We start from the raw sequence: 15497 nt of genomic DNA, 5'->3' as shown, positions 1-15497 counted from the left end.
GTGACGGGCGTGGCAGAGCTGAGCGGAACGGACCGGGTGGTCGTCGTCGGAGCCGGGCTGGCCGGGGCGCAGTGCGCCCTGGGACTGCGGCAGGGCGGTTGGCGGGGGCGGATCGTCCTGGTCGGCGAGGAGCGGCACGCGCCGTACGACCGGCCGCCGCTCTCCAAGGACGTGCTGCTCGGCAAGGCCGACGCCACCACCCTGGACATCGACTACGGGCAGCTCGGCATCGAGCTGCTCACCGGCCGCCGCGCCACCGGCCTCACCCCGGGCGTGCTGCACACCGACGGCGGCGACCTGCCGTACGACTCGCTGGTGATCGCCACCGGCGCCACCCCGCGCGCCCTGCCCGGGGCCGAGCGCGCGCACCTGCTGCACACCCTGGACGACGCCCTGGCGCTGCGCGCCCTGCTGCGCCCCGGGCTGCGGCTGGTGCTGGTCGGCGCGGGCTGGATCGGTGCCGAGGTGTCCACCGCCGCGCGCCAGGCCGGCTGCGCGGTGACCGTGGTCGAGGCCGGTCCGGCGCCGGTGCCGGGCGCGCTGCCGACCGAAGTCGGCGCGGCGATGGCCGCCTGGTACGCCGAGGCCGGGGTCGAGCTGCGCTGCGGGGTCGGCGTGGCCGCCGTCGAGCCGGGGTCGGTGCTGCTGGCCGACGGCTCCCACCTGCCGGCCGACGAGGTGGTGGTCGGCATCGGCGCCCGGCCCGCGACCGGCTGGCTGGCCGGTTCGGGCGTCGAGCTGGACGCGGCCGGCGCGGTTGTGGTGGACGGGCGGCTGCGCACCGGCCTGCCCGGGGTGTTCGCGGCCGGGGACTGCGTCAGCTATCCGTCGGCCCGCTCCGGCGCCCGGCTGGCCGTGCAGCACTGGGACCACGCGCTGCGGTCCGGCGGGGCGGCGGCCGACGCCGTGCTCGGGGCGGACGCGCCGTACGACCCGGTGCCGTACTTCTGGTCCGAGCAGTTCGGGCGGATGGTCCAGTACGCCGGCCGGCATGCCGAGGGCGACGAACTGCTGTGGCGCGGCAGCCCGCGGGACGCCGCCTGGTCGGTGCTCTGGCTGCGCGACGGGGCGCCGAGCGCCCTGCTGACCGTGGACCGGCCGCGCGACCTCACCCAGGGCCGGAAGCTGATCGAACGCGGTGCGGTGCTCGACCGGGCGCTCGCCGCGGACCCCTCGGTGCCGCTCAAGGGAGCCGTCGCGGGGTAGTGCCTGGTGCGCGGCGGGCCGCAGAGGTGGCAGTCTGGTGACGTGAGTGAGATCGAAAGCAAGATTGAAGCCCTGGTCACCGACTGGATGTACCTGCCCGACATCTCGGAGCAGTGGGGGGTCCGGGTCACCGAAGTGCGTGACCTGGTCAAGAGCGGCGGCCTGGTCGCCGTCCGGCGCGGCCCGAACAAGTCGCTGCAGGTCCCGGCGGCGTTCATCGACGGCCCGGGCCTGGTCAAGCACCTGTCCGGCACCCTGACCGTCCTGCGGGACTGCGGGTACAACGACGCGGAGATCCTGGAGTGGCTCTTCACCGAGGACCCGTCGCTGCCCGGCAGCCCGATCCAGGCGCTCCGGGAGAACCGCGGCACCGAGGTCAAGCGCCGCGCCCAGGCGATGCTGATCTGATGGCGGCGGACCCGCTGCGCGCCCGGCTGGCCGACGCCCGGCTCTACCTGTGCACCGACGCCCGGCGCGAGCAGGGCGACCTGGCCGACTTCCTGGACGCGGCCCTGGCCGGCGGGGTGGACATCGTCCAGCTCCGCGACAAGGGCCTGGAGGCCAAGCAGGAGCTGGCGGCCCTGGAGGTCTTCGCCGACGCCTGCCGCCGGCACGGCAAGCTGCTGGCCGTCAACGACCGCGCCGACGTCGCCCACGCGGCCCGGCCGGACGTGCTGCACCTCGGCCAGGACGACCTGCCGGTGCCGGCCGCCCGGGCGATCCTCGGCGAGGGCGTGCTGATCGGACGCTCCTGCCACGCCGAGTCCGAGGTGGACGCGGCGGTCGCCGAGCCCGGCGTGGACTACTTCTGCACCGGCCCGGTCTGGCCGACCCCGACCAAGCCGGGCCGCCACGCGCCGGGCCTCGGCCTGGTCTCGTACGCGGCGAAGCAGGCCACCGACCGGCCGTGGTTCGCGATCGGCGGGATCGACCTCGGCAATCTGGACGAGGTGCTGGCCGCCGGCGCCCGCCGGATCGTCGTGGTCCGGGCCATCACCGCGGCGGAGGACCCGCGGGCCGCCGCCGCCGAGCTCGCCCGCCGGGTGCGCGCGGCGGTCTGACCCGCCCTGACGGCCCGGGGCTGTCGCCGTCGCTCAGTACTTGCGCACGGTGGCGGCCTCGGCCAGCGCCAGCAGCACCGTACGGGCCCGCTCGTCGGCGAGCGGCGCGGCGGCGAGGGCCGCCAGCGACTCCCGCATCAGCTCCTCGATCCGGGCCTCCACCAGCTCGGGCGCCCCGCTGCGGGCGACCAGTTCGCGCAGCCCGGCGACCTCCTCGGCGGCCAGGTCCGGCGCGCCGAGCCGGGCGTCCAGGTGCCGCGCGTCCGCCTGCGGCAGGGCGCGCATCGCGTGGGCGACCAGCAGGGTGCGCTTGCCCTCGCGCAGGTCGTCCCCGGCGGGCTTGCCGGTGACGGCCGGGTCGCCGAAGACGCCGAGCAGGTCGTCCCGCAGTTGGAAGGCCTCGCCCAGCGGCAGCCCGAAGGCGCCGAGCGCCTCGACCAGCTCCGGCCCGGCCCCGGCCAGCAGGGCGCCGACCTGGAGCGGCCGCTCGATCGTGTACTTCGCCGACTTGTAGTGCAGGACGGTCTGCGCCCGCTCCAGCGCGCCCTCGTCGGCGGAGTCGCCGGCCACCGGCTCCAGCACGTCCAGGTACTGGCCGAGCATGACCTCGGTGCGCATCAGGTCGAACCTCGGCTTGGCGGCCAGCACCGCGGCCGGGTCCAGGCCGGAGCGCAGGAACAGCTCGTCGCACCAGATCAGCAGCAGGTCGCCGAGCAGCACCGCGGCCGAGGCGCCGTACTGCTCGCGGTCGCCGCGCCAGCCGCTGTCCCGGTGCAGCGCCTCGAAGCGCCGGTGGACCGAGGGCAGGCCGCGGCGGGTGTCGCTGCGGTCCATCAGGTCGTCGTGCACCAGGGCGCTGGCCTGCAGCAGCTCCAGCGCGGCCGCCGCGTTGGCGATCCCGTCGCCGTCGGCGCGGCCGCCCGCGGCGCGCCAGCCCCAGTAGCAGAAGGCCGGGCGCAGCCGCTTGCCGCCGTCCAGCAGGAAGTCGCGCAGGGCGTCGGCGGCGGGCACCAACTGCGGGGAGATCGTGCCGAGCAGGGCCGACTGGCCGTCCATGAACGCGGCGAGGGCCGCGTTGACGCGGGTGCGGACGTCCTCCACGTCCATCGGGTTGGCCGGCCGGTTGCTGGACGAGGTCACGATGATGCTCCGCTGGTTCGCTGGGGTGCAGCAAGCGTAGCGGGGCGGCCGGGAACGGACGTGCGAGCGGGGTCCGCCGGGGCGCGCAGGGCGGCGGGGTCGGAAGCGGAGGTGCGTCCACCAGTTGTCCCGAATCGTGGAATCGAGTTGTCCGCCCCCTTCGGGGGCCCGATAACCTGCCAGCATGGCACTCGGCATCGCTTCCACGAGACCGGACCGCGCACTCACGGTCCGCGAGCTCCTGGCGGCCGGAAAGCGCTCGTTCTCCTTCGAGTTCATGCCGCCGCGCACCGAGGTCGGCGAGCAGAAGCTCTGGGACGCCATCCGTCGGCTCGAACCGCTGGACCCGAACTTCGTCTGCATGACGTACGGCGCCGGCGGCTCCTCGCGCGAGCGCACCGTCAACATGGTCGGCCGGATCGCCACCGAGACCACCCTCACCCCGGTCGCCCACCTGACCGCGGTGGACCACTCGGTCGCCGAGCTGCGCAACATCATCGGCCAGTACGCCGACCAGGGGGTGCGCAACATCCTCGCGGTCCGGGGCGACCCGCCCGGCGACCCGATGGGCGAGTGGGTCCGTCACCCGGACGGCGTCACCTACGCGTACGAGTTGGTGGAGCTGATCCGGAGCATCGGCGACTTCTGCGTCGGCGTCGCGGCCTCGCCGAACAGGCACCCGCGCTCGGTCGACTGGGACGAGGACATCCGGCACTTCATCGCCAAGGTCCGCTCCGGCGCGGACTACGCGATCACCCAGATGTTCTTCGAGGTGGACGACTACCTGCGGTTCCGCGACCGGGTCACCGCCGCCGGCTGCGAGACGCCGATCATCCCGGAGATCATGCCGGTGACCAACGCCAAGCAGCTGGAGCGCTTCCCGCAGCTCAGCGGCTCGGCCTTCCCGGCGGACCTGGAGGCCCGGCTGCGGGCCGCCATCGACGACCCGGCGGCGCTGCGCGCGATCGGCATCGAGCACGCCACCGCGATGGCCGAACGGCTGCTCGCCGAGGGCGCGCCCGGCCTGCACTTCATCACGCTCAACCACTCGACGGCGACGCTGGAGATCTACCAGAACCTGGGGCTGCACCAGCGCTGATCACCGCTGTTCACGGGCCCGTCACCGTCCTCCGGTGGCGGGCCCGGTCGTGTGCGGCCGGTGCCGCCGAAGGCGGGAACGCGATGCGGTACCCCGGCCGTTGAACCGGTACAGTCGCCGCACACGCGCGGCTAGCGCGGGCACGCGACTGGAGGTAGCGCGCGGATGGGCATCGGATACCTGCTGCTGTACGTCGCGTTGGCGGTGGTGGCGCTCTGGCTGGTCGCCGAGGTGCTGCTGCAGAACCGGGCGCCGGTGCACTGGCGGGTCCTCGCCCTGGTCGGCTTCCTCGGCGTGGCCGTCGGGATGGGCCTCGGCTCGGTCGTGGTGATCGGCGCCGGAGCGGGCCTGTTCGCGGTCGGCCAGGCCTTCGTCACCCTCTCGGTCAAGAAGGGCTACCAGGCCGGCTGGTCCCTGCGGAAGGCCGACGGCAGCCTGCCCGGCCCGCTCGCCAGGGTGCCGCTGCTCGGCGCCCTGACCGGCGGCGCGGCGGTCGCGGCCGTGGCGGCGGCGGGGGAGGAGCGGGTCGGCGAGGTCAGCGCGGTCGAGGAGACCCCGGCCCCGGAGACCGCGCCGGCGCCGGTCGCCGAGGACGTCCCGGAGGTCGAGCAGACCGCCGCCTTCGAGATGCAGGAGCCGGCCCAGGACGGCGTCTACGCCCCTTCGTACTACGAGCAGCCGCAGGTCCAGCAGCAGCCGCAGGACCCGTACGCCCCGGCCTACCAGGCCGGCTACGACCAGCAGCAGTGGCAGACCCAGCAGCAGCCCGCCTACGCCTACGACCAGCAGTCCTACGGCGGCTACCCGCAACAGCAGCAGGACCCCTACGGCGGCTACCAGCAGCCCCAGGACCCGTACGCGGGCTACCCGCAGCAGCACCAGCAGGCCTGGGACCCGAACACCCAGCAGCCCCAGTCCCAGCCGCACGAGCAGCAGCAGTGGCAGCCCCAGCCGGACCAGCACGGCCAGGGCGTCCCGCAGCAGCCGGCCTACGACCAGAACTACGGCTACCAGCAGCAGAACACCTGGCACCAGGGCTGACGGGACCGGGCTGACCGGCCGACCCGGCGTCAGGCCGGGCCGATCACTCCGGCGGTGATGCAGGCGGACATGCCGACGCGGGAGAGGCCGCCGCCCGGGTGGGCGCTGCCGCCGATCAGGTAGAGCCCGGGCACCGGGGACTCGTTGGCGGGCTTCAACCACCGGCCCGCGGACCCGGCCAGGGCCGGGAGGGCGACCGCGCCGCCGGGGGCGCCGGTCTCCCGGCGGGTGTCCTCCGGGGTGCGCACGACCCGCCACAGCACCCGCTCGCGCAGGCCCAGGCCGGCCGCGTCGACGTGGGCGAGCAGCTGGTCGGCGTAGTGGTCGGCGGCGCCGGGGGCGGTCCAGTCGAACCCGCCCTGGGCCGGGACGGTCGCGGTCAGCACCACGCTCTCGTGGGCGTCGTCGGGGCGCAGCGCCGGGTCGTCCGGGCGGAGCACCTGGACGGTGGGACGCGGGCAGGGCGGCGCCGAGAGGGTCAGGGCGTCCTCCTCGGCGGCCGGGTCCGCCGCGTGCACCACCGTCCGGTGCGCGGTGCCCTCGGGACGGGGCCCGCGCAGGGCCAGCAGCACGCTGAACCGGCCGGGCGCCGCCCCGGACTCCCGGTCCTCGGCCGGCTGCCCAGGCCGCCCCGGCCACTCGACGAGGCCGTTGCGGAGCAGGGCGTCGGCGTCCATCGCGGAGACCACCAGATCGGCGTCGACCCGGCCGTCCACCGTCTCCACCCCGCAGGCCCGGCCGTCCGCCAGCACCACCCGGGTGACCGGGGTGTCGAAGCGGAACTCGACCTTGCGCAGCTCGCAGCGTCGGAACACGGCGTCGGCCAGGGCCCGCAGGCCGCCCCGGATGTACCAGACGCCGAAGGACTGCTCCATGTACGGCAGCACGGTGGCCCCGGCCGGGGCCCGGCCGGGGACGAAGCCGTACCGGACCGCGGCCTCGGACAGCAGGGCGGTCAGCCCGGGGTGGCCGCCGAGCTCGCGCGCCGCGACGTCCCGGAGGGTCCACGGCCGGGGGCGGCGCAGCCGGGCCAGGCCGGTGGGCGCCGGGGCGGGGTACGGATCGGTGCCCAGGAAGGCGTGGTCGGCCGGGAGCGGCTCCTCCAGCAGGGGGCGGCGGGTGGCCTCCCAGACCGTCCGGCCGTGGTTCATCACCGCGCTCCAGCGGGCACCGGAGCCCGCGCCGAAGGCGGCGTCCAGGGCCTGGCTGACGCCGCCCCGGGAGGCGTTGGGCAGGGTGACGGCGGTGCCGTCGGGGAACAGGTGCCGGCTCTCCGGGTCCACCGGCGCCAGCTCCACCAGCTGCTCCAGCGGCTCCTTGCCGGTCTTCAGCGCGAGGTCGCGGTAGACGGCCGGCAGCGGGAGCAGGCCGGGCCCGGTGTCGAAGGCGAAGCCGTCCCGCTCGTACCGGCCGACCATGCCGCCGTAGGTGCCGCCCGCCTCGCAGACCGTCACCCGGTGACCGATGGTCGCCAGCCGAGAGGCCGCCGCGAGCCCGCTCATTCCTGCGCCGATGATGACGATCCGTGCCATGCCCTGATCCTAGGGCTGAGCTGCGAAGGCCCCTCCGGCGGCCTTGGCGGCCCGGCGCTCGCGGCGGCGGGCCAGGAACGCCCGGATCCGCTTGATCACCAGCCGGACCAACAGCAGGCCGGCCAGCAGCAGCGCCGCGCCGATCGAGGCGGCCAGCCACGGGTGGAAGATCGCCAGGGTGACCAGGCCGGCCACCGAGAGGTCCTCCGCCAGGCTGACCACGATGTTGCTGGCCGGTTCGGGCGAGGTGTTCACGGCCATCCGCAGCGAAGCCTTCACCAGGTGGGTGACCAGCGCCGTGGTGCCGCCCATCGCCCCGGCCGCGACCGCGCTGAGCGAGCCCGGGTCGGCGCTCGCGATCAGCACGCCGACGACGGCGCCGGCGATCGGCCGGATCACGGTGTGCACGACGTCCCAGACGGTGTCCACGTACGGGATCTTGTCGGCCACCGCCTCCAGCAGGAACAGCACGGCCGCCGCGATCAGCACGTCGGTGCGCTCCAGCGCGTGCGGCACCGACTCCGCGCCGGCGAACCGGCCCAGCAGACCCAGCAGCAGCACCACCGCGTACGCGTTGATGCCGCTGGCCAGACCGCTGGTGAAGATCAGCGGCAGGACCGTCATCGCGTCCCCCTCCTCGTTCTCCCGGGCCCGTGCGACCCCGTCCGGGCCGCCCCGGCCCCGCCGTACCGTACCCGGAGCCGGGACGCGCCGGGGCGCTGCCGCGGTTCCGGTCCGGGGCGCCGCAGTCGACTGAGTACGGGTACTCAGTTCGACGGTTGAGTACGGCAGCGGATGTCCTCCGACCTGCTGGGACGGGAGAGTAGTGGCACCCGGGAGGGCGGCGCGTCGGGCGCCGGCCGCCCGGGTGGCGGATCCTTCCGTCCCTCTGGCCGGGAGGCCCGGGGGGTGGTGGTTCGGGATCCGTGTCGGGCGCCGGTCACGGGCCCCGCACCGCCGGCACGGGGCGGCGGAGCGGGCCGGGGGGAGACCGGTGGCCGAACGGGGGAAACGGGGGAAACGGGGGAAACGGGGGGAGATCGCACCGCCGCCCGGTGGGGGGTGGGCGGAGCGACAGCGGACGGCGGCGGGCGCGGACCGGGGGGACCGCGACCGCCGCCGGTGCGTGCGTTCCGTGCGTTCCGTGCGTTCTCCGGGGCCGGTTGTCAGTGGTGGCGTTCACGATGGAAGGGCACGGACCACCCGGTCCGCGCGCTGCCTCGGAACGGGGGAGACCATGACCATCAGCCATCCGGAGCCCGTCACCACCCGCCTCCACTCCGCCGCCCTGCCGTACGTCCCGGACGCCCCGGGCCCTTCCGGCGGCCGCTCCGCCGGACGGGACGTCCACCCCGTGCTGCGCCGGATCGCCGCGCCGCCGGCCGCCCTCGACCTGCTCGCCGACGCCCACCGCACGCTGGCCCGCGCCCGCGCCCTGGAGGACCCGCTGGAGCGCTACGCCACCGCCCACCTGGCCGCGCTGCGCACGGTGGCGGCCGTGCTGGCCGTCCGCGGGCGGCCGGAGAAGAACCCGCGCCGGCGCAAGGCCATCCGCAGCGCCTGGGAGGTGCTCCCCGAGGTGGCCCCGGAACTGGCCGAATGGGCGCTCTACTACGGTGCCGGCGCCCGCCGCCGGGCCGCCGCCGAGGCCGGGATCCGGGGCGCCGCCTCGGCCCGCGACGCCGACGACCTGATCCGCAACTCCGCCCTGTTCCTGCGCCTGGTCGAGCGCCTGCTCGGCCTGCGCCCGGCGCCGCCCGCGCCCCGGCTGCCCGGCATGGGGGAGGCCACCACTCGGCAGGCTTAAGGTGGAGGCATCCTGATCGATCTGCACGTGCCGAGGAGCCCGACCTTGTACCCGACGCGTCCCCGCAGTGCCCTGCGTACCGCCGTGGTCTGGGAGGTGGTGCGGGCTGCCCTGGAGAAGCGGGCGGCCGAGCTGGACCAGCCGGTGCTCGACGTGGTCGACACCGGCGGCGGCACCGGCAACTTCGCCGTGCCGGTGGCCAAGCTCGGCCACCGGGTGACGGTGGTCGACCCGAGCCCGGACGCGCTGTTCGCGCTGGAGCGCCGGGCCGCCGAGGCCGGTGTGACGGACCTGGTCCGGGCCGTCCAGGGCGACACCCAGACGCTGCCCGAGCTGGTCGCCCCCGGCACCGTGGACGCGGTGCTCTGCCACGGCGTGCTGGAGGTCGTGGACGACCCGGCCGAGTCGCTCGGCAGCCTGGCCGCCACCCTGCGCAAGGGCGGCCTGGTCAGCCTGCTGGCCGCCAACCGCAACGGCGCGGTGCTGGCCCGGGCGCTGGCCGGCCACTTCACCGAGGCCCGTACGGTGCTCTCCGCCGAGGACGGCCGCTGGGGCGAGCAGGACCCGATGCCGCGCCGCTTCACCGGCGAGGAGCTGGGCCGACTGGCCGAGGGCGCGGGCCTGCGGGTGGAGTCGGTGCACGGCGTCCGGGTCTTCGCCGACCTGGTCCCCGGGGTGCTGGTGGACACCGAGCCGGGCGCGATGGAGGCGCTGCTGAAGCTGGAGGAGGCCGCCGCCGCGCAGCCCGCCTTCCACGCCGTGGCCACCCAGCTGCACCTGCTGGCCACCCTGGCCTGACCCCCGTCCCCTGCCCCCGCGGCTGCCGCCCGCCGCCGTAACGGTTCGCGCACCGTCCGGCGGTGGTTCGCTTCCCGGACGGCCCCAGGACGCCCGCCCCTCGCCCGGGTGCGCTCCGGAAGCTCCCCAGGTCCGGGCCGATTCCATCGGATCGGGCACTTGTCCGAGCCGTCCGGCGTTGTGCCGGGTGCGGCCCCGCCCGGTCGAAGTGGCCCGTCCCACGCGGCGCAGACCACCCCGTAACGGGCCCACGGACCGTATGATCTGGGTAAAGCCGGTAAGCATGACAGCCGGATGCGTGGGGCATATGGACGACACGGGCCGGGTCCCCCGCACGGGCGTCCGACCGTGTGCCCAAGGCTGATTGGACTGGCCTCCCCGACCGGGGAGGCGGACCGGTCGCACCCGCGACCGACGAGTAGGAGGACTCCGTGCCGCTCTCGGAGCACGAGCAGCGACTGCTCGACCAGATGGAGCGAGCGCTGTATGCCGAAGATCCCAAATTCGCGTCAGCGCTTGAGGGAACCGGGCTGCGCACCTTTACCCGTCGGCGGGTCTACCTGGCCGTCGCCGGCTTCGTGGTGGGGATCGGCCTGCTGATGGGCGGCATGGTCGTTCCGGACCAGATCTGGGTCAGCGTCGTCGGTTTCCTGGTGATGCTCGGGTGCGCGGTGTTCGCGGTGACCGGCTGGCGCCGGGCGCCCGCGACCCAGGGCTCCGGTCCCCGGCAGGCCGCGGCCCCGCGCCGCAAGGCCGGGATGATGGACCGGGTGGAGCAGCGCTGGCAGCGCCGCCGGGACGAGCAGACCGGCGGCTTCTAGCCGCAGGGAGCGTCGAGGACGGACACGAGCCGGGGCGGGCAGTCGACCGACTGCCCGCCCCGGCTCTCGCGTTCCGTCAGACGTCCGGGGTGGACCGCTTGCGCCGGGTGGTCACCCGCCGCACCGGGCCGCTGACCGCCTCGGCGGCCCGGCCCGTCCGGGTGGCGACGGCCGCCCGGGCCGCCCGCACCGCGTCGGAGATCCGCCACCACAGCTGTGCCGAGGACGGCGGCAGCAGCAGCGCCCGGAGCCGCCCGGCCCGGCCGGCTCCGGCCCACAGGGCCCGCCGGGCGGTGCGGACGTCGGCGACCAGCGGGGCCGTGGTGACCTGCCCGGCCGGGGCGTAGAGCACCCGCTCGGTGGCCAGTGCCAGCCGCCCGGCGGCGGCCGCCGCGTCCGCGTCCAGGTCCGCCGCCTCGGTGATCCGCCGGGCGGCCGAGCGCGGGGTGCGTGACTCGTCCGGGGGAATTCCGAGGTCCCAGGCGGAGTCGACCAGCTCGTCCCAGGCGGCCAGCACCTGGGCGTCGGTGAGCTCGGCCGGACCGTCCCCGCCGGGTCGGCGCCGCCCGCCGCCGCCCAGCCGGCGACGCCGTACGGCGGTGCGCCAGAACATCGGTGCGAGCAGCAGGGCGAGCAGCGCCAGCACCACGGCCAGGGTGCCGAGCACCTGGCCGGACAGCAGCCAGGACTCGTCGGCGCTCCGGCCGACCGCCTTGCTCTTGGAGCCGCACTCGCCCAGCTGGCGCTGCTTGGCGGTGCAGTCGGAGCTCTGGGACGGCGCCGGGGCGGCGGCCGAGCCGGTCGCCGCGGCGGTCGGCAGCTGGGAGGGCGCCGTGGTGGGGGCGTTGGACGCCTCGGAGTAGCGGGCCTGGACGCCCCGGCTCGGGGTCGGCTCGAAGCGCATCCAGCCGTAGCCGGAGAAGTACAGCTCGGGCCAGGCGTGGTACATCCGGGCGGTGACCGTGTAGACGTTGCCGCCCTTGCTGTCGCCGGGGGTGAAGCCGACCGCGACCCGGGCCGGGATCTTCAGCACCCGGGCCATCGCCGCCATGGTGGAGGCGAAGTGCACGCAGAAGCCCCGGCGGTTCTGCAGGAAGACCGCGATCGCGTTGCTGCCGGTGCCGCCCTCGACCGAGGTGTCGTACGTGAAACCCGGGCTGGTGAACCAGTTCACCAGCGCCGTGGCCCGGTCGTAGTCGGTGTGCGCGCCGGCGGTGACCGCCTTGGCCTGCTCGGCGACCACGGCCGGCAGGTCGGACGGGACGGCGGTGTAGCGGTCCCGGACGTCCAGCGGGGCGAGCGGTGCGGTGCGCAGCTCGCCCGCGGTGGGCCGCAGGTCCAGCGAGCTGACGTGGTAGCGCAGGCCGCTGATCGCCTTGTCGTTGGTCGGCAGGACGGTGCGGGTGATCGGGTCGAGCTTCCACTCGTTGCGGTTGGGGACCTGGACGGAGGCGGCCGGGTACGGCATCGGCAGCCAGCTGTTCCCCCCCAGCGCGTCGCTGATCTTGAAGTCGCCCTCGATCCGGGCGACGTCGGTGACCCGCAGGCCCTCGGGGGAAGGCAGGGTGGCCGGGAGGTCGCTGACCACCGTGCTGCCGAGCTTCCAGTTGGTGCCGTCGAACTGGTCCAGCGAGCCGGTGCGCAGGTAGATCTGGTCGGCGAGGTCGCTGTCCAGGGTGTAGGTGAGCAGCTCGGTGTCGGTCGGCTTGCTGAGCGCCGCCTCCAGGCTGACCAGCGGGTCGAGGCTGTTCGTCACGCTCCCGCCGGTGCCGTGCCCGGACGACCCGCCGGAGTCGGAGTCCAGCAGCCCGAGGTCCCAGCGCGGCAGGAAGACCGGCAGCAGCAGGGCCAGGGCCAGCGCCAGGACGCCGACCTGCTGGCCGCCCTGGCTGATCCGGCTGGAGGTGACCGTGCCGCGCGCGCTGCCGCGGAAGACCCGGCCCCAGCGGGAGACCCGGTCCCGGCCCTCGGCGAACAGCAGCACCAGGTAGCCGGCCGAGGCGAAGCCGAACCAGACCCAGCTGGCGTGGTCCCCGGCCACGCCGTTGCCGATCGAGAACAGCGCCAGCAGCGGCAGCCCGGCCAGTGCCGAGCGCCGGTAGGTCACCGCGATGGTGTCCACCAGCACGGCGATCAGGCCGACCGAGGAGACCAGGATCAGCCGCAGGCCCGCGGTCGGCGGCGCCGGGAGGGCGTACTGGGTGATGTCGTCCACCCCGGCGGAGAAGACCTGGCTCAGCAGCCGCATCGCGGGCGCCCCGGGCAGCACGCCACCGGTCAGCGCGGAGCCGGCGAAGCCGAGCAGCATCAGCAGGAGCAGCACCAGCACCTGGGCCACCGGCACCGACCAGCGGTACAGCGGGGAGCGGCGCAGGCCGGCGCCGACCGCCGAGATCACGGCGATCACCAGGAAGGCGTGGGTGAGCCAGCTGCGGGTGGTCAGCAGCGGCAGCATGCACAGCGAGGCGAGGGCGGTGGCCAGCGCCGAGTACACGGTCAGTTTGGCCCGGGTGGTCACGCGCCGGCCTCTTCTCGGTAGGGGGCGGTGGTCTTGGCGCCGTCGGCCGCCTGCCACAGATCCGGCACGGAGTCACCGGCCCGGACCGGCAGCACCGTCCAGCCGGCCGCGCGCAGTTCCCGGACCCGCTCGCGGAACTCCTCGCCGCCGGTGTCGGGGGCGAGCATCCGCACACCGGCCCAGGTGCCGGTGTCGAGCAGGAACGCGATCGCCCCGCCGGTACGGCCGCGCAACCGGGCCAGCCGGGCGGCCTGGGCCTGGTCCAGCTCGCCCAGGACGGCCACCACCAGTCCCTCGCCGCCGGCCCGCAACGGCTCCTCGGCGCGGGACAGGCCGGCCCCGTCGGACAGGTCGGCGACCGCGAGGGCGTCCAGGATCAGCCCGGAGGTGTCGGCGGCGCTGTTGTGGCCGCCGCTGCCGGGCCCGGGCACCCAGTGCCCGGTGTCGGTGAGCAGCCGGGTCTGGTAGCCGCGCTCCAGCAGGTGCACGGCCACCGAGGCGGCGCAGCTGACCGCCCACTCGAAGGAGGAGGCGGGGCCGCTGCCCCGGTGGCCCACCTCGCGGGTGTCCAGCAGGACGGTGGCGCGGGCCTTCTGCGGCTGCTCCTCGCGGCGCACCATCAGCTCGCCGTACTTGGCGGTGGAGCGCCAGTGCACCCGGCGCAGGTCGTCGCCGGGCCGGTACTCGCGCAGGATCACGTCGTCGTCCCCGGCCAGCGCCAGGGTGCGGGTGTGGCTCTCGCCCTGGCCGATCCACTCGCCGCTGAGCCGGACCTGCGGCAGCGCCTGGACCTGCGGGACGACGGTGAGCACGTCGGAGGCCGCGAAGGAGCGGTTGACCTCGCACATCCCGAACGGGTCGGACAGCCGCAGCTGCAGCGGCCCGAGCAGGTAGAGGCCGCGCAGGTCGGAGCGGACCCGGTAGGAGACCTCGCGGAAGCCGCGCGGCTCGACCCGGTCCAGCACGAACCGCGGCCTCGGCCCGAGCACGTACGGGACCTTGTCCTCCAGGAGCAGCAGTCCGGTGGGCACCCGGGAGACGTTGTCGACCCGCAGGTGGACCCGGGCCTCCTGGCCGGCGACCGCCCGGTGCGGGCTGAGCCGGCGTCCGCTGGCGACCTGGTAGCGCGTGTTGGCGACCACCGCGGCGGCGGCCAGCGGCAGCGCGGTGAGCAGGACGCCGACCCGCAGCAGCGCGTTCTGGTCGAGTACGTAGGCGCAGACCACCGCGGCCAGCCCGGCCGCGAGGAAGGAACGGCCCCGGGTGGTGAGGCCGCGCAGTCCGGCCCGCAGCCCACCCGTTCCGTCGGATGAGGCCACCTCAGCCCCTCCGGACGGCCGGTCCGCCCTGCGGACGGGGCAGCGGCAGCCGGGCGACCAGGTCGGTCACGATCTGTTCGGAGGTGCGGCGGCCGAGCTGGGTCTCGGCGGTCGGCATCAGACGGTGCGCCAGGACCGGCACGGCCAGCCGCTGGATGTCGTCCGGGGTGACGTAGTCGCGCCCGTCCAGCGCGGCGGCGGCGCGGGCGGCCCGGACCAGGTGCAGGGTGGCGCGCGGCGAGGCGCCCAGCCGCAGCTCGGGGCTGGTGCGGGTGGCGCCGACCAGGTCGACGGCGTAGCGGCGGACCGGGTCGGCGATGTGCACGGTGCGGACCAGCTCGACCAGCTTGAGGATGTCGGCGGCGTGTGCGACCGGCTGGAGGTCCGCCAGCGGGTTGGCGCCCGCGTGTACGTCGAGCATCGCGAACTCGGCCTCGGGGCTGGGGTAGCCGATCGAGACCCGGGCCATGAAACGGTCCCGCTGGGCCTCCGGGAGGGCGTAGGTGCCCTCCATCTCCACCGGGTTCTGGGTGGCCACGACCATGAACGGCGAGGGCAGCTCGTAGCTGGTGCCGTCGATGGTGACCTGGCGCTCCTCCATGGACTCCAGCAGCGCGGACTGGGTCTTCGGCGAGGCGCGGTTGATCTCGTCGCCGACCACGATCTGGGCGAAGATCGCGCCCGGGCGGAACTCGAAGTCGTGCCGCTGCTGGTCGTAGATGTTGGTGCCGGTGACGTCCGAGGGCAGCAGGTCGGGGGTGAACTGGATCCGGCGAACGGTGCAGTCCACCGACTTGGCGAGCGCCTTGGCCAGCATGGTCTTGCCGACGCCGGGCACGTCCTCCAGCAACAGGTGGCCCTCGGCGAGCAGGACGGTCAAGGCGATCCGGACGGCCTCCGGCTTGCCCTCGATCACGCTCTCGATGTTGGCGCGGACCCGGTCCACGACCGCCGCGAGCTCGGGGAGCCCGACCGGACGGTACCCGTTCGCCCTCTGCTCGCCCCCCGCAGGACTGCCGAGACCGGCCTGGTCGTTGTAGCTCGTCACCCGTTTACGCTCCCTGGCACACCGTGCCCGCCTCTCCCGAGGCCGGACCCCACCCCATGCTTGACGCGGCCGTCCCGGGGGCGGTTCCGAACGAGGATCCGGCGCCG

Annotated in this window: 14 protein-coding genes; 8 read left to right on the top strand and 6 right to left on the bottom strand. The window is 75.2% G+C overall.

Translation table 11 applies throughout. From position 1 onward, the window contains the following. The 3 genes from ABTY61_RS10300 to thiE are packed head-to-tail and all read left to right on the top strand — an operon-like array spanning window position 1 to window position 2267. Complete coding sequence (locus ABTY61_RS10300; protein WP_350504709.1) at window positions 1–1206, top strand: NAD(P)/FAD-dependent oxidoreductase; 1206 nt, start codon at window positions 1–3, stop codon at window positions 1204–1206. A 42-nt stretch (window positions 1207–1248) separates the two neighbouring features. Then, on the top strand, window positions 1249–1614 hold the full coding sequence (locus ABTY61_RS10295; RefSeq protein ID WP_350504525.1) for an Rv2175c family DNA-binding protein: 366 nt from the start codon (window positions 1249–1251) through the stop codon (window positions 1612–1614). Then, a complete protein-coding gene (thiE, locus tag ABTY61_RS10290; RefSeq protein WP_350504524.1) occupies window positions 1614–2267 on the top strand; it encodes a thiamine phosphate synthase in 654 nt (217 codons plus the stop codon). The genes ABTY61_RS10295 and thiE overlap by 1 nt, the downstream gene beginning before the upstream one ends. Before the next feature lie 33 nt (window positions 2268–2300). On the opposite strand, the gene ABTY61_RS10285 is transcribed toward thiE, so the two are convergent. Then, window positions 2301–3407 carry a polyprenyl synthetase family protein gene (locus ABTY61_RS10285; protein ID WP_350504523.1) on the bottom strand — a complete coding sequence of 369 codons (1107 nt, stop codon included), beginning with the start codon at window positions 3405–3407 and terminating at the stop codon, window positions 2301–2303. Between the two features lie 184 nt (window positions 3408–3591). Between ABTY61_RS10285 and metF the strand changes: the two genes are divergently transcribed. Together metF and ABTY61_RS10275 are read left to right on the top strand one after the other, a co-directional pair. After that, on the top strand, window positions 3592–4506 hold the full coding sequence (metF, locus tag ABTY61_RS10280; RefSeq protein ID WP_350504522.1) for a methylenetetrahydrofolate reductase [NAD(P)H]: 915 nt from the start codon (window positions 3592–3594) through the stop codon (window positions 4504–4506). A gap of 165 nt (window positions 4507–4671) precedes the next feature. Beyond that, window positions 4672–5547 carry a hypothetical protein gene (locus ABTY61_RS10275; RefSeq protein ID WP_350504521.1) on the top strand — a complete coding sequence of 292 codons (876 nt, stop codon included), beginning with the start codon at window positions 4672–4674 and terminating at the stop codon, window positions 5545–5547. A 29-nt stretch (window positions 5548–5576) separates the two neighbouring features. Here the strand turns inward: ABTY61_RS10275 and ABTY61_RS10270 are convergent, their stop codons facing one another. After that, entirely contained in the window at window positions 5577–7079 is a 1503-nt protein-coding gene (locus tag ABTY61_RS10270; protein ID WP_350504520.1) for a phytoene desaturase family protein, read from the bottom strand. A 9-nt stretch (window positions 7080–7088) separates the two neighbouring features. Beyond that, entirely contained in the window at window positions 7089–7703 is a 615-nt protein-coding gene (locus ABTY61_RS10265; RefSeq protein WP_350504519.1) for a DUF4126 domain-containing protein, read from the bottom strand. 613 nt (window positions 7704–8316) lie between these two features. Here ABTY61_RS10265 and ABTY61_RS10260 point away from each other — a divergent pair. The 3 genes from ABTY61_RS10260 to ABTY61_RS10250 all read left to right on the top strand — a co-directional run bounded on the left by ABTY61_RS10260 (window position 8317) and on the right by ABTY61_RS10250 (window position 10505). Next, the gene (locus ABTY61_RS10260) at window positions 8317–8886 is read left to right on the top strand and encodes an SAV_6107 family HEPN domain-containing protein (protein WP_350504518.1); all 570 of its coding nucleotides are present in this window, start codon (window positions 8317–8319) and stop codon (window positions 8884–8886) included. Between the two features lie 45 nt (window positions 8887–8931). Further along, entirely contained in the window at window positions 8932–9684 is a 753-nt protein-coding gene (locus ABTY61_RS10255) for a methyltransferase domain-containing protein (protein WP_350504517.1), read from the top strand. A gap of 431 nt (window positions 9685–10115) precedes the next feature. Then, entirely contained in the window at window positions 10116–10505 is a 390-nt protein-coding gene (locus tag ABTY61_RS10250; RefSeq protein WP_350504516.1) for an SCO2097 family morphological protein, read from the top strand. Between the two features lie 76 nt (window positions 10506–10581). Here ABTY61_RS10250 and ABTY61_RS10245 read toward each other — a convergent pair whose 3' ends face one another. The 3 genes from ABTY61_RS10245 to ABTY61_RS10235 are packed head-to-tail and all read right to left on the bottom strand — an operon-like array spanning window position 10582 to window position 15390. After that, window positions 10582–13023 (bottom strand): transglutaminase TgpA family protein, encoded by a 2442-nt coding sequence (locus ABTY61_RS10245; RefSeq protein ID WP_350504515.1) that lies wholly within the window; start codon window positions 13021–13023, stop codon window positions 10582–10584. After that, window positions 13020–14342 carry a DUF58 domain-containing protein gene (locus tag ABTY61_RS10240; protein WP_350504514.1) on the bottom strand — a complete coding sequence of 441 codons (1323 nt, stop codon included), beginning with the start codon at window positions 14340–14342 and terminating at the stop codon, window positions 13020–13022. The genes ABTY61_RS10245 and ABTY61_RS10240 overlap by 4 nt, the downstream gene beginning before the upstream one ends. Window position 14343: 1 nt before the next feature. Then, the gene (locus ABTY61_RS10235) at window positions 14344–15390 is read right to left on the bottom strand and encodes an AAA family ATPase (RefSeq protein WP_502895265.1); all 1047 of its coding nucleotides are present in this window, start codon (window positions 15388–15390) and stop codon (window positions 14344–14346) included. Window positions 15391–15497: the final 107 nt, after the last annotated feature.

The organism is Kitasatospora sp. NPDC096128 (assembly GCF_040303105.1).
In the GTDB taxonomy this organism is placed as follows: Bacteria; Actinomycetota; Actinomycetes; order Streptomycetales; family Streptomycetaceae; genus Kitasatospora.
Note: the sequence above shows the minus strand (reverse complement) of the source record. Positions and strands in the feature narration are given on the sequence as shown.

Excerpts from the sequence above, each read along its gene's own strand:
- ABTY61_RS10270 (WP_350504520.1), bottom strand. The coding sequence starts at position 7,079 with ATGGCACGGATCGTCATCATCGGCGCAGGAATGAGCGGGCTCGCGGCG.
- ABTY61_RS10260 (WP_350504518.1), top strand. The coding sequence starts at position 8,317 with ATGACCATCAGCCATCCGGAGCCCGTCACCACCCGCCTCCACTCCGCC.
- ABTY61_RS10265 (WP_350504519.1), bottom strand. The coding sequence starts at position 7,703 with ATGACGGTCCTGCCGCTGATCTTCACCAGCGGTCTGGCCAGCGGCATC.
- metF (WP_350504522.1), top strand. The coding sequence starts at position 3,592 with ATGGCACTCGGCATCGCTTCCACGAGACCGGACCGCGCACTCACGGTC.
- ABTY61_RS10275 (WP_350504521.1), top strand. The coding sequence starts at position 4,672 with ATGGGCATCGGATACCTGCTGCTGTACGTCGCGTTGGCGGTGGTGGCG.
- thiE (WP_350504524.1), top strand. The coding sequence starts at position 1,614 with ATGGCGGCGGACCCGCTGCGCGCCCGGCTGGCCGACGCCCGGCTCTAC.